The organism is Anaerolineales bacterium (assembly GCA_019637805.1).
Lineage (GTDB): Bacteria > Chloroflexota > Anaerolineae > Anaerolineales > UBA11579 > JAMCZK01.
Genome location: JAHBVB010000003.1, coordinates 1 through 13356, shown reverse-complemented (window position 1 = coordinate 13356; position 13356 = coordinate 1). Strand labels below are relative to the sequence as shown.

12 protein-coding genes are annotated in these 13356 nt (G+C 61.0%); 5 read left to right on the top strand and 7 right to left on the bottom strand.

From position 1 onward, the window contains the following. Window positions 1–1102 (bottom strand): exodeoxyribonuclease VII large subunit (xseA, locus tag KF885_11620; GenBank protein ID MBX3049807.1); only part of this gene is annotated, 1102 nt, incomplete at its 3' end. A 60-nt stretch (window positions 1103–1162) separates the two neighbouring features. Here xseA and KF885_11615 point away from each other — a divergent pair. Next, window positions 1163–1648, top strand: a complete 486-nt coding sequence (locus KF885_11615) for an HIT domain-containing protein (protein ID MBX3049806.1) — start codon at window positions 1163–1165, stop codon at window positions 1646–1648. Between the two features lie 55 nt (window positions 1649–1703). Here KF885_11615 and KF885_11610 read toward each other — a convergent pair whose 3' ends face one another. The 4 genes from KF885_11610 to KF885_11595 form a co-directional block, all read right to left on the bottom strand. Next, complete coding sequence (locus KF885_11610) at window positions 1704–2432, bottom strand: hypothetical protein (protein MBX3049805.1); 729 nt, start codon at window positions 2430–2432, stop codon at window positions 1704–1706. A gap of 18 nt (window positions 2433–2450) precedes the next feature. Continuing rightward, entirely contained in the window at window positions 2451–3584 is a 1134-nt protein-coding gene (locus KF885_11605; protein MBX3049804.1) for a hypothetical protein, read from the bottom strand. A gap of 13 nt (window positions 3585–3597) precedes the next feature. Further along, on the bottom strand, window positions 3598–6588 hold the full coding sequence (locus KF885_11600; GenBank protein MBX3049803.1) for a hypothetical protein: 2991 nt from the start codon (window positions 6586–6588) through the stop codon (window positions 3598–3600). 98 nt (window positions 6589–6686) lie between these two features. After that, window positions 6687–8252, bottom strand: coding sequence for a hypothetical protein (locus KF885_11595; GenBank protein MBX3049802.1), 1566 nt, complete (start codon window positions 8250–8252; stop codon window positions 6687–6689). A 529-nt stretch (window positions 8253–8781) separates the two neighbouring features. Here KF885_11595 and KF885_11590 point away from each other — a divergent pair. Genes KF885_11590 through KF885_11580 form a run of 3 tightly spaced genes read left to right on the top strand, consistent with a single transcriptional unit; the run spans window position 8782 to window position 11380 of the window. Next, on the top strand, window positions 8782–9996 hold the full coding sequence (locus KF885_11590) for an acetyl-CoA C-acyltransferase (GenBank protein ID MBX3049801.1): 1215 nt from the start codon (window positions 8782–8784) through the stop codon (window positions 9994–9996). Next, window positions 9997–10488 (top strand): DinB family protein, encoded by a 492-nt coding sequence (locus KF885_11585; protein ID MBX3049800.1) that lies wholly within the window; start codon window positions 9997–9999, stop codon window positions 10486–10488. Window positions 10489–10534: 46 nt separating this feature from the next. Next, window positions 10535–11380: a 3-hydroxybutyryl-CoA dehydrogenase gene (locus KF885_11580; protein ID MBX3049799.1), complete on the top strand. Its 846-nt coding sequence runs from the start codon at window positions 10535–10537 to the stop codon at window positions 11378–11380. Here the strand turns inward: KF885_11580 and KF885_11575 are convergent. Continuing rightward, window positions 11377–11616: a ClbS/DfsB family four-helix bundle protein gene (locus KF885_11575; GenBank protein MBX3049798.1), complete on the bottom strand. Its 240-nt coding sequence runs from the start codon at window positions 11614–11616 to the stop codon at window positions 11377–11379. The two genes, KF885_11580 and KF885_11575, sit on opposite strands and share 4 nt — an antisense overlap. Beyond that, window positions 11508–11882 (bottom strand): ClbS/DfsB family four-helix bundle protein, encoded by a 375-nt coding sequence (locus KF885_11570; GenBank protein MBX3049797.1) that lies wholly within the window; start codon window positions 11880–11882, stop codon window positions 11508–11510. The genes KF885_11575 and KF885_11570 overlap by 109 nt, the downstream gene beginning before the upstream one ends. A gap of 118 nt (window positions 11883–12000) precedes the next feature. Between KF885_11570 and gatB the strand changes: the two genes are divergently transcribed. Further along, on the top strand, window positions 12001–13356 hold a 1356-nt coding region (gene gatB, locus KF885_11565), incomplete at its 3' end, for an Asp-tRNA(Asn)/Glu-tRNA(Gln) amidotransferase subunit GatB (GenBank protein MBX3049796.1).

Genomic DNA, 13356 nt, shown 5'->3' with positions numbered 1-13356 from the left:
GCGCCTCGCCGGGCTGCGCCGCCGCGGCGCTGGAGAGCACCGCCCCGCCCGGCCGCGCCACGATGGCGTAGCCGCGCTGCAGCACCGCCTCAGGGCTCAGCGCCGCCAGCCGGGCCTGGGCTGCGCCCAGGCCGGCGCGCAGCAGCTCCAGGCGCCCGCCCAGCGCACGGGTCGCCCGCAGGGCCAGCTCGTCCAGGCGCTGCCCCTGGCGGGCGATCAATGCAGCGGGCGAATAACGCGCCAATTGCTGCTGCAAAGCGGCGATTTGGGCGGCCAGGTCGGCCTGGTTGGGCGTGGCCAGCTCAGCGGCGGCGGTGGGCGTGGGGGCGCGCAGGTCGGCGGCGAAGTCCGCCAGGGTGAAGTCGGTCTCGTGGCCCACGCCGCTGACCACCGGTACTGCCGAGGCAACGATGGCGCGCACCAGCCGCTCGCTGTTGAACGCGGCCAGGTCTTGCGGCGAGCCGCCGCCGCGGGCCAGCAAGATCACATCCGGCTGGGCGAACTGGTTTAACCCGGCCAGGGCGCGCAATATCTCGGCGGCGGCTTCCTCGCCCTGCACCGCGGCGGGGGCCAGCACCACTTCGGCCAACGGGAAACGCCGCGCCAGGGTCTGCAGCATATCCTGCAGCGCCGCCCCGCTGGGCGAGGTGACGATGCCGATGCGCCGCGGCCAGGCGGGCAGTGGGCGCTTGCGCGCCGGGTCGAAGAGACCTTCGGCCTCCAGCTTGGCCTTCAGTTGCACGAAGCGTTGGTACAGCGCGCCTTCGCCGCTGGTGCGGATCTCGTCCACATACAGCTGGTAGCGCCCGCCGGCCTCGTACACGCTCAGCCCGCCGTGTACCTCCAGCTGGTCGCCGTCTTTGGGGATGTGCGCCTGCAGCTCGGCGGTGCTGCGCCACATCACGCAAGGCAATTGGGCGTTATGGTCTTTGAGGGTGAAGTACCAGTGGCCGGACCTGGGCCGCGAGAAGTTGGTCACCTCGCCGCGCACCCACACATCCTGCAGCATACCCTCGGATTCGATGAGAGCGCGCAGCACCCGCGAGATGTCGCTGACCGTCAGGGTCGGGCGCGGCCCGGCGAACATGGACAATTGTTCCATAATGTGAGCATACTACAAATCGGCTTGGGTCGGTCTGCTACAATGGGGCTGGAGCCCCCCATGCAGCGTCTTTTCTCCCCATGGCGCAAGCCCTACATCCAACGCGACAAAAGCAAAGCTGGCGAGTGCGTCTTCTGCGCAGCCCTTAAGAAACCGGACGGCCCCGAGAACCTGATTTTGCATCGCGGCGAAAAAGCCTTCGTGATGCTCAACCGCTTCCCTTACACCAGCGGGCACCTGCTGGCACTGCCCTTTGAGCACATCGCCCAGTTGGAGCAGCTGACGCCCCAAACCCGCGCCGAGCTGTTCGAACTGGCCAACACCGCCGTGGGCGTGTTGCGTTCCGTGTATGCGCCGGGCGGCTTCAACCTGGGCGCCAACCTGGGCGCGGCGGCTGGCGCCGGCATCGAAGAGCACCTGCATCTGCACGTGCTGCCGCGCTGGAACGGCGACACCAACTTTATGTCGGCCCTGGGCCAAACCCGCGTGCTGCCCGAAACCCTGGAAGAAACCTGGGAGCGGCTCAAGGCCGCCTGGCCAGCTTAAAACAAAAGGCGAGGGTGCAACACCCTCGCCTTTTTTGTTTTGATTTGCTCTTATCTCAACAACTGCCTCCCCGGATCTGGTTCAGGCATTCCATGGTCATAAAATCGAAACCGAACTTGTATTCGCCTGATGCGGGATTGGTATCGTAAATCGTGATCACGAAGTGGTTTGTCTCGTCTTTGTTCAGCAACCAGTTCCCTAAATCCAGCGGGGCTCGCCCGGGCTGAACTACGGGATCATACAACTCGACGTTATAGATCAGGTCAATGCTGTCCCCGCGGCGTATTTCCAGTCGCGCTTTACCATAGTCAGGCGCGATGGTGCCGTAGAGCATCAGGTTGTAGAAGTTGGTCTCATTGACCCTCAACTCAAACACGAGTTGGCAATCTGGTCCGGAACCGAACAACTGGTCGCCCTCGTTCCATCGCTCAGCCCCAAAGGGGCTCATATCCTGGCGCTCGGTATAGCAGGTATTCATCCGCGAGGGAAGTATGGGCACATCGTCGAACTCGATGATGACTAGGTCTTTCGGCGGCTCCACCCTGCCGCCGGGCAGCTGCGCTTGTGTGGCAGTTTGGGTAGGTGCGGCGGTCGGCGGCACTCGGGTGGGTGCAGTGGTGGGCGGCACGCGAGTGCTGGTGGGGTTAGCCGGAGCGGCGTTCAGGGCGTCCAAAGTTTGCTGCGCAGCGGCCAACTGTGCGGTTTGCGCTGCCCCACCGGACGGGGCGCAGGCGGAGAGTGCCATTAGGGCGGCCAAAACTGCTAAGGCGATCTTTCGATTCATTTCTTGAACTCCTTTGGCTTAGCGGATTACTGCAGCAACTTGAATGCTTTGATTGAAAGAGCTGACCTGGTTGCCGGCTGCATCATAGGCCCTGGCGGAATAAATGTACGTGCCGGCGTTGAGCGGTTGGCTGTAATTGAAGGTACACACGTTTGAATTCTGGCAGGTGTGTATCAGCCCGCCGCTCTGGCCCTGGCGGACAAAGTAGATTTCGATGCGGGTTACACCTACATTGTCCCCAGCTGTGACGCTGAAGGACAAGTAATCGTCTTCTGTGGGCTGGGTCGGCGACCAGTGCAGCGTGTAAATAACCGGAGCCTGCGTATCTGCCAGCGGCGCGGGCGTAGTAGCCACTCCAACCGGGCCGGACGGTTCTTCATCAGGGGCCTGTACGCTAAATTGGATTTGGATACGCCCGGTGCCCAAAAAACCCGCATCGACCCTGTCGTTCTGCTCGTCCTGCAGCTGCCACAGCCAGGTGTAGTTGCCCGGCTGGGCCGGTGCAGCCAGACCTTGCGAGAAGCTGGCGCTGCCGCCTGGCTGGACGTTTTGCCCAAGGCTGATCTGGGGGTTGTTTATGTTGGCGCGAGTTCCGCTGAAGAACACGAGCTTATATCCAGTACTCCAAGTACAGTTCCCGGAATTCCTCAATACCCACTCTTGAGTAAATTCTTGGCCCGGGGCAAACACCCGTCCGTCAGGTAACGCCTGGCTGAGCAGTTCGGCGCTGTCTGTACAGTCTTCCGCAAGAGCCGCTACCGGTGGCTCTTCCGGCGCATCTTCCTCTCCCAAGATAATGATGCGGGCAAGGGCGGGTTGGCCCCACTCGCCGCTGCGGTTTTGCGCCACGGCACTGAGCAGGTATTCTCCGGCCGCGTCCGGCCGCCAAGTGTGGCGCAGGGTCACAAACGCCGCTGAGCCCTGATTGGGCAGTGTGGCCAGCAGTTCGTCGCCTAGGCTGAGGGCTACGGCGCTGATGCCGCCTGCTTCGCCTGCATGCAGAACGATCTCAACGTCTTGCCCAACCACAAACTGGCTTCCGCTTAGCGGCGCATCAATCCAGGCGCTGGGACCAGCCGCAGTTCCTGGGGCGCAGGCTGCCAAAAGCAGAGCGAAACTGAACAACACTGCATAGCGCGATAGTTTTGTCATCTTTGCCTTTAGCTTATTTTTCATTCCAGTAGGGCAGGTAGAAGGGTCCGACTTGCCAGGTAGCTTCGTTTCCTCCGCAGCTGACCCAGAGTGTATAGCTCATGCCATGATAGACATACATCCAGTCCATGTAGGGGTCATACATTTCTGTTCCCGGCAACTTAGGACCGTAAGTATGAGATTCGGAATAGATCAATACAGGAATGCTGAACGATTCCCCAGGAGCTAACATGGGGAGCTCGACTGTACGTGTGGCGTGCAGTCTGTCGAACAAGGCATTCCCAAGAATCTTTTGGCCCTGCCAGGTGCTTTGTGGATTCTTTACCCCGCCGATGTAAGCTGGTCGGCTGACACTTTTGCCCGGCCAGTGGTTGTTCTCGTGCGGGATCAGCGCGGCCTGCAGCTGACAGGCTTTGGCGTCCGGCGCTGGCTGATAAAAACCTTCATCCGGGTCCGGCGGCCTGGTCACCCGCACGGTGACGATTGCCGGAGCATATTGGCCGCGCGGGTCTGCTCTCCACTCTATCCAAGATACAGGACACATTGGTATATAACCGGCATGTTCGGCCAGAGGGTTATTGCAGCTGGGGCTGGAATTTTTGGTGGAAGACAGCTCATTCCAGATGCCATCAATTTGCTGGCCGAGAAATTCTTGACATTCGGTGCCGCACTCTACACCTATCTCTTCGGCCGCCAGCTTGACCAAATATTCTTTGCCCTGTTGTTTCAAGGTCTCATAGTCCGGCAGGCTGGGCGGCAGCCCATAGGCCGCCATCACCCCCTTGACGGTGGTTTCAGCTACTTTGGCGCAGACTTTCTTGGTTTCTTCTTCAGCCGTGCCGGTCAGATTCGCTGCCCCTTTTGCTTGCATACAAAGTGGGTTCAGCTTCTCCGACCATTTGGTCACAAATTCCACGGCCCCGTTGTATAGCCCAGCGGCTTTATTAGTAGCCCATTTGATTGCGCTTTCAAAAGCTTTGCCCAGATCAGAAATGAAACCACCGCCCCCAGCCTGGCTGCTCTTCGTTTTCGGGCACTTCACATCCCCTGGCTGCCAGCCTATACCGAAAGGATGATCCTTCGGGTACTGGTTCCAAGTGACTTCAACACAGTACTGGTACGCGGGGTGTGGCATATTTTCCATATGGAAATCGGTGATTTCCACTTGATAATCCAGGCGCGCTATTGTGGGGATTTGTTTCTGGAAGTCGTAGTAGATGACGTTTGTATTGGAAGGCAGCCCCGCGGGCAGGCCGTTGTTGATCGGGATGATGCGCACATACAGGCGCCTCAGCCCTGGGTGCGGGTCATAGAGCTTGTCGACCAGGCTCGAGTTGGCGGAAACCAATGCGTTCGAGTGGAATTGCGGCGTGTTCTTCGTCAGGGCCGAATCCCAAGGCATTGGGAAGGGCATAAGCATCTGGTTGTCCTGCACACCACCCTGCTGGTGGACTTCGATCAAGGTCTCCAGGCTTACCTGGCTCAGATCTATGTCGAGGAAGCGTGTTTCTCCAGATTTCACACCCAGGGAGGGCAGCCCGGGTGCATATCCCGAAAGCACTACTCCGGGTGGATTAAGTAAATTATTTTCCGGGAATGGGTTCAGGGAAACTTGCCACAGAGCGTCTTGAACTGCGACGCCCGGCGTCCAGCGGAAGGTGGTTTTCTTCAGCACGCTGTACACCTGTTCGTCACTCCAGGGTTTGTTGCACTCGACCATGAAACTGGTCAAAGCAGTGCAGTCTATGGCGCCCTGCTGCTGTTGCTGGATGGCCGCATAGAACTCGTGCCGGGTCTCCAGTACAGTTTGGGCCAGCAGGCCTGCGCTGGGGGCAGCCACAGCATGGTCCGGCGGGGCTGCATTGTCCTGCCCGAAGAGGCCCAGGAAGTGAAGTTTCCCATCCCGCCAGCCCCAAGCCTCGCCCAGCACCAGGCTGGGTTCCTGCCCGCCAGCGAATTGCCCCAGGTCAATCATGGGGTCCGGCTCCAGGAAGGCGTTGGAATTGTGGGGCCAACGGATCCATTCGCCGCCGTTGACCGAAAGATAAACATAAGTGTTATCAAAACCAGAGGTGTCTTTGCCCAGCAGGTTGCTCAGGCGGCCTACCGCTGCATTGCGGGTGCACTCCTCCGGTACACTGACCTGTATGCTGTTCCCGATGCTCTCCCCGCTGGTGTTGAAAGCGCTTACATAGTACTGATATATGCCGGCGCTGGCTTCTTCCACATAGGCCAGGGAGCCGGTTTGTAGTTTGGGTTGCAAAGACGCGACCTGGCTGAAGCTGCCCGCGTCCGGCCCCAGGCGGTAAACCAGAAAGCCGTTCTCGTTTGTTGAGCTGTCGTTGATCAGCAAACGGATACTGCAGTTGACCACATCCCCCTGCAGTGAAGGGGCTGCGGGCAGTGGAGTGGGAACAAAGTTACTCAGCAAGCTGCCGAAGAAATGCAGATAGCGGTTCGGCTCCCCGGGCAGCGCCGGCTGGCTGCCGGCGGTGTTGAGCCGCGCGGCCGGCGCGGGCTGCACGGCTGGGACTTCCAGACCAGGCACTGGCAAACGTACTGGTTCCCCAGCGGGCAGCTGCCCAGTCGGCGGAAGACCGGGATTTGCCAAAGCAATCTCCTGCGGCGCAAGGTCATATTCTTCTGCCAGGCTCTCAAAACTGTCGTTTCCCTCGGTTGTCACCAAAAGGTCAGCGCCAGCAGTGGGCAGTACACGGATGTGCACGACATGGGAAACAGCGCTCTTGCCTTGGAAATCAACGGCCTTTACATATAAGGTATGCCGCCCGGTGCCTTCCGGCTGCCACTCCCAATGGTGGTATTGCGTGCCGGAAGCAGTTTCTGGAGTGTGCTGCGCAGCCAGGTTGCCGTTGACCCACAATTCCAAGCGCAGCAGTGGCGCCTGGGCATAGAACTCGCCATGCACAGGGACTGCGCCAAAGAGAGGGTATTCGGCCTGGTCCAGCGGGCTGGAAATCGAGGCCAGGATGGGAGTCGTGCTCACTTGTTGGCCTGCGGAGGGTATCGACCAGACGGCCAGGCCAATAGCGATTACAAGCAACAAAGCGGCCAAAAAGGAGGCTAATCGTTTCATCATCTGTTTTATCGGCGTATAAGGGTTTCGGCCAATGCAGGCCACAGCTGGTCATCGCCAGGGAACCAGGCGATCAGCGCGCTCTCGCCTTGAGGCAGGATGCCCAGTTCCACAGTGTAGCTGCCGTCTGCGGCGGTAATTGTCTCGGCCATCATGGCTTCGCCACCCTGGATGGGCAGGGTAAACCGGCGCACCTCGCCGCTTTGGTTTTGGAAGACGAGGTTGAAGTATCCACTGCCCTGCGAACGAGGATCCACCCGCGCAGTGAAGGTGACCGTGAACTCGCTGCCCGGAGTTACCGCAAACTGGGCTGAGTTAAGCCCCATGAACTGATTGCGCGCCGAGCGGATGCCCAGGGCATTTCCGCTGGCGCCTGCCACGAGGTTCGTCTCGGCATTGCCCCAGACGCCCCAGCCATTGAGGCCATTGGAGAACCTGCCATTAGGCACCCGGTTGTTTGCATCACCGGCCTGCAGGTACTCCACCTGGTCCAGGGCCAGGTTGGCCGTGCCAACGCAGTCGCATTCGAGGTTGATACGCATACCCACATCGGCGAAGGTGGCATCTTCCGGCACGGTGCCGCTGACAGTGTATTCGGCGAACACGCCCTCGCCGCTGATGGGCCGCACTTTGATTTGCACCAGCGCATTGGCGATGGGGTTGCCGTCCTCATCCTGCAGTACGCCTTGGGCTGTCTGGCCTGCCGTGTGGACGTTCAACATGCTGCGCGGTCGCAGATAACGCAGGATCAGGTTGGTGAAAGTTCCCGGCTCGGTTTCAGGGAGAAACCTCATGGGGTATGGATGCCAGGAATGCAGCATCACGTGGTCAGGCTGCCCACCGTGGAGCACTTCGTATTCCACAAAACGCTGCTCAGTGCGCTCCAGCCATTCTTCATCGCTGCCATCGTCAACGTCCCCAAAGTAGAAGATGCCGAACTCCACTCCTCTGGATTTGACATAATCTTCAATCTCTTTGGCGCGCTGCGCCCAATCGATCCGGTAGTAGCTGATGTCCAGATGGAAGTAGTCCATTTCTCTGCCCATCACTTCACGATAGGCATCCATCCAGGTCGCCACAGTTTTTACATCCAGGTTTGCGGTTTCGATCAGTCCCATCTTGGCCTCGGGGAAAACCTCCCAAACCGCTTGGATAGTATTGGCCGCGTCTTGGGCGATGGCCAGCGGGCTCATCCGGCAGGCTGGATCGTTGTAGGTAGCCGCCCCAAAGCCGTGCTCCAACTCATAGGCATACAGCGTGCCGCCAACGCCGGCAATGTAATTGGCTACATCGCCGGCCGGCTTTGCCCCCGAAAAGCCCTCGATCGTGCTAGCGTTGCACTGGCCGCGTTCGGTCAGCGGCCCCGCCTCGAAAGCAATCGCGATGCCGCGTGATTGTATGTTTTCGATTATGCTGCGAAATTCAGCTGTGTTGTGATGGCTCTCTATCCAACTCAAGTATAGGATGACCACGTGCACCCCCTCGGCGGCCTGCTGCCAGGCGGATCCATCGCGGAATAACTCGTAGAAATCCGGTGGATAGATTGACTCGCCCAGGCGCCGGTTTGGGTCCATGGGCAGTCCAAACCAAATTTGCGGGCGCACGCTCAGGTCTTTGTAAACCGGCCCGGTGTTTTCTGGTGTTGGTTGCTGTGCAGGGCCACCCATTGGGGCACCGCGGGGCAGTGCGGGGGCCTGTGCTTGTGTAGGCGCCACCGGGGTGGGGGCACAGGCGACCAAAATTAGCGCTAAGATGCTGCAAGAAAACAAACTAGTTGTCAAAGCATTAGATTGTTTCATCCCAATCTCCAAATGCAAGTTAACAAAAAAGACCGCTGGAGATGCCTCCCGCGGTTTTAGGGTCTTCTAATCAGGTCGCGTAAATCAGAAACACCCGCGGTGGAGGCTGCTTGTTCGCTTAGAAATCACAATTTGGTTTGTGTTCATTGCCAGCCTCCCTTTTCGAAGGTTTTGCCCACTGCAAATGCATTTTTACAATAGCAGGAACTGCCCGGCTTGTCAATAAAAGGGCCACTTTTATAATTAAGGTACACTTGGTCTCAGGATCATTCGAAACACCCCCAACCCCCTATACAGGATGGTTATGACCCCAAACAATCACGCATATGAGCCGGTCATTCTCAGCGCCGTGCGCACGCCGATTGGCAAGTTCCTCAGTTCGCTCAGCAGCCTCAGCGCGCCGCAGCTCGGCGCGGCGGCAGTGCGCGCCGCGGTGCAGCGCGCCGGGCTGGGCGGCGACGCGCCCTTCGACGAGGTGATCATGGGCAATGTGGTTTCGGCCGGGCTGGGCCAGGCTCCGGCGCGCCAGGCCGGCATTTGGGGCGGCGTGCAGGCGGCCAGCGGCGCCACCACGATCAACAAGGTGTGCGGCTCCGGGCTGAAGGCGGCCATGCTGGCCAGCCAGGCGATCAAGGCCGGCGACGGCGAGCTATTCATCGCCGGCGGCATGGAGAGCATGAGCAAGGCACCGTTCCTGGTGGACGGCCGCGGCGGCGGGCTGCGCTACGGCAACGCCCAGCTGACCGACGCGCTGCAGTACGACGGCCTGTGGGACCCCTTCGAAGACTGGATCATGGGTGAGGCGGCGGAGTTCATCGGCGAGGAATACGAAGTGACTCGCTACGCCATGGACGAATACGCCCTGAAGAGCCACGAAAAAGCCATCGCCGCCATCGATGGCGGCAAGTTCAAACACGAAATCGTGCCGGTGGAGATCAAGGACAAGAAGGGCAACGTCACCCTGGTGGATACCGACGAGAGCCCGCGACGGGACACCTCGCTGGAGGCGCTCGCCAAACTGCCGCCGGCCTTCAAGCCCGACGGCCGCGTGACCGCCGGCAACGCGCCCGGCCTGAACGACGGCGCTTCGGCGGCCGTGCTGGCCAGCCGAGCCAAGGCCGAGGAACTCGGCCTCAAGCCGCTGGCCCGCGTGGTGGGCTACGCCCAGGCGGCGGTGGACCCCAAGTACATTTTCATCGCCCCGGCGCGAGCCATCCCCGTGCTGCTGGACAAAGTCGGCTGGATCCTGAAAGACGTCGACCTTATCGAACTCAACGAAGCCTACGCCGCCCAGGTGCTGGCCGACGGCTACGCCCTGGCCGACCAGGGCTGGGACTGGGACAAGGTCAACGTGCACGGTGGCGCTATAGCGCTAGGCCACCCGTTGGGCGCCAGCGGCACCCGCGTGCTGGCCACGCTGATCTACGCCCTCAAGGACCGCGGCCTGAAGCGCGGCATCGCCTCGCTATGCTTGGGCGGCGCCGAAGCAGTGGCCATGGCCATCGAGATCGAGGACTAAATGGACACCGCCGAACGCAAACAACTGATCGAGTCTTATCGCACCGCCTTCGACGAATTTGAGGCGGCGCTGGCCGCCATTCCCCAGGAGGCCTGGCTGTTCCGCCCCGCGCCGGGCGAATGGAGCGTGCACGAGGTCATTATCCACCTGGCGGACAGCGAGACCAACAGCTTCCTGCGCGCCCGTCGCCTGGTCGCCGACCCCGAGCTGCCCCTGATGGCTTACGACCAGGATGCCTGGGCCGTCAAGCTCGACTATCACAGCGAGAATACCGCCGCGGCGCTGGCGCTGACCTGCCAGGTGCGCGCCATGACCTACGATTTCATCAAAGACTTGCCGGATGAAGTCTGGGCCAATGTCGGCATTCACCCCGAATACGAAGACCCCTACACCTTCGAGCGCTGGCTGCGCATCTATGCTAACCATCCCCGCCAGCACGCCGGGCAAATCAACGAAAACCACCGCCTGTGGAAAGAGCAACAAGGCAGCTAGTATCTCCAATCTCTAATCTCCACTTATTATTACCAGAGGAGTTCCCATGGACATCAAGCACATCTTCGTCGTCGGCGCAGGCACCATGGGCAACGGCATCGCCCAGACCGCGGCGGTCTCCGGCTACCGGGTGACCATGATGGACGTGGCCGAAGAGCAGGTACAGCGCGGCAAGGCGGCCATCGACAAATCGGCCGCCAAGCTGGCCGAAAAGGGCAAGCTGACCGCCGAGCAGCAGGCCGCTGCTGGCGCCATCACGACGACCACTGAGCTGGTTGGCGTCGCTGAGGCCGACCTGGTCATTGAGGCGGCCACTGAGAACCCGGAACTGAAGTTCAAGCTCTTTCAGGACCTGGACGAGGTCGCCAAGCCCGGCGTCATCCTGGCCTCCAACACCTCATCAATCAGCATCACCAAGCTGGCCGCCGGCACCGGGCGGCCCGGCGAAGTCATCGGCATGCACTTCTTCAACCCGGTGCCGCTGATGACCCTGCTGGAAGTGGTGCGCGGCTCGGCCACCGCCGACGCTACCGTCTCTGCCATCCTGGAAGTCGGCGCGCAGATGGGCAAGACTGCCGTGGTGGTCAAAGATTCGCCGGGCTTCATCTCCAACCGCATCCTCTGCCCGATGATCAACGAAGCCATCCTCGCCTTCGAGGAAGGCATCGCCGACGCCGAAGGCATCGACACGATCATGCGCCTGGGCATGGCCCACCCCATGGGCCCTCTGGCCTTGGCCGACCTGATTGGCCTGGACGTGGTACTGTTCATCATGGAAGTGTTGCATCGCGACTTCGCCGACGACAAATACAAGCCCGCCGAACTGCTGCGCCAAATGGTCGCCGCCGGTGAACTGGGCCGCAAAAGCGGCAAAGGGTTTTACAGTTATTAGCGGTTCGCGATCCGCTTGCGGAACTTCCTGATCAAGTCATTCGCCCACACATAGTGGCTGGAAGTGGTTGAGGCCAGATAACTGGCCAGGTTTGTCGAACCAGTCCAGGGATACTTCTTTTTGGCGGTCAACTCTTCATCGCTGTGCAGCCTGACCAGCGCCATCGCTTCCGCATGGGTCTGCTGCAGGCTTCCCATGACTGCCTCCCAACTTTTGTCCTTTTCTTGCTGGTACAAGGCCTCATTAAGCGCTGGCAGCTCTTTGAAGGTGTAGCCCGGCGCTGGAATCTGTGGCTTTCGCCGGCCATACCTGCCCGGTACCAACCCAGGAACAAACGCAGCCACGCATCCAGGTGGGCAACAATGTCCTTGACCGTGCGATTGTCGAACACGGGTATCTCGTCGCGCTGCTCCTCGCTCAAGTCGCCCACCAATCCAATCAGGCGGTTGTATTGTGCTTCACCAAATTCCAGCAACTCGGCCTTGTTTCGTGCTCTGGGCATGGGAGCCTCCTTCCTGATGCAACCTCACTAATACTCGCCAATTGTGCGCCGAGGAACAAGGGTCACCTGTCCTTAGTTCTGGCCGAGGGCTAATTCCTGGCACTGGTAAAATCCCCTCATGCCCGCCTACGAAGCCGTCATCGGTCTGGAAACCCACATTCAGCTCAACACCGCTAGCAAAATCTTCTGCGCCTGCAAGGCTGACTCCTGGGGCGACCCGCCCAACACCAACATTTGTCCCGTGTGCTCCGGGCTGCCCGGCGTGCTGCCGGTGCTCAACTGGGGCGCCGTGGAAAAGGCCGCCGTGCTGGCTGCGGCAATGGGCGCCGAACTGAATCCGGTCTCCTATTTCGACCGCAAGAACTACTTCTACCCCGACCTGCCCAAGGGCTACCAGATCTCGCAATATGACCAACCGCTGGCCCGCGGCGGGGGCATGGACGTGCCCACCGCCGACGGCGTGCGCCGGGTAAGCATTCACAAATTGCACATCGAGGAAGACGCCGGCAAGACGGTGCACCGCGCCGACGGGGGCCGCCTGATCGATTTCAACCGCTGCGGCGTGCCGCTGGTCGAGATGGTCACCGGGCCGGACCTGCGCTCCGCCGAGGAGGCGGCGCAGTACCTGATCCGCCTGCGCCAGCTGCTGCGCTGGCTGGGCATCTCCGAAGCCGACATGGAGAAGGGCCATCTGCGCGCCGATGGCAACGTCTCGATCCGCCCGGTGGGCAGCAAGGAGCTCAACACCAAGACCGAGATCAAGAACGTCAACTCGATCGACTCGCTGCGCTCAGCGATTGAAACCGAGATCGAACGCCAGATCCGCGCGGTGGAGAATGGCGAAGAGATCCAGCCTTGGACGCTGGGCTGGGACGAGAACACGGGGACGCTAAGCAAGATGCGCAGCAAGGAAACCGAGGCCGATTACCGCTACTTCCGCGAGCCCGACCTGCTGCCAGTGACCCTGGACGAGGCCCGGCGCGCCGCGGTGCAGGCCGGCTTGCCGGAGCTACCCCTGGCCCGCCGGGCGCGCTTCACCGCCCAATACGGCCTGCCGGAATACGACGCCGACATCCTCAGCGGCGAGCGCGCCCTCTCGGACTACTACGAGGCCGCCGTCGCCAGCTACGGTGGCGATCCCAAGCGCGTTTCCAACTGGCTGATGAACGACATCCTCGCGATGCTGAACGAAAGAGGCCTGAGCGCCAGCGAGCTCAAGCTGACGCCCGCTTACCTGGCCGAGATCCTCAAGCTGATGGACGAAGGCAAGGTGAACACGCCGACCGGCAAGGCGTTGCTGGCCAGGGTGCAGGCAGGCGACGGCGCGCCCGCGGACATCGTGGAGGCCGAGGGCCTGGCCCAGGTCAGCGACGAAGGCGAGCTGCGCGCCCTGGGCGAGGAGATCGTGGCTGCCAACCCGGGCAACGTGGCCAGCTACCGCGCCGGCAAGCAGGCGCTGATCGGCTGGTTCGTG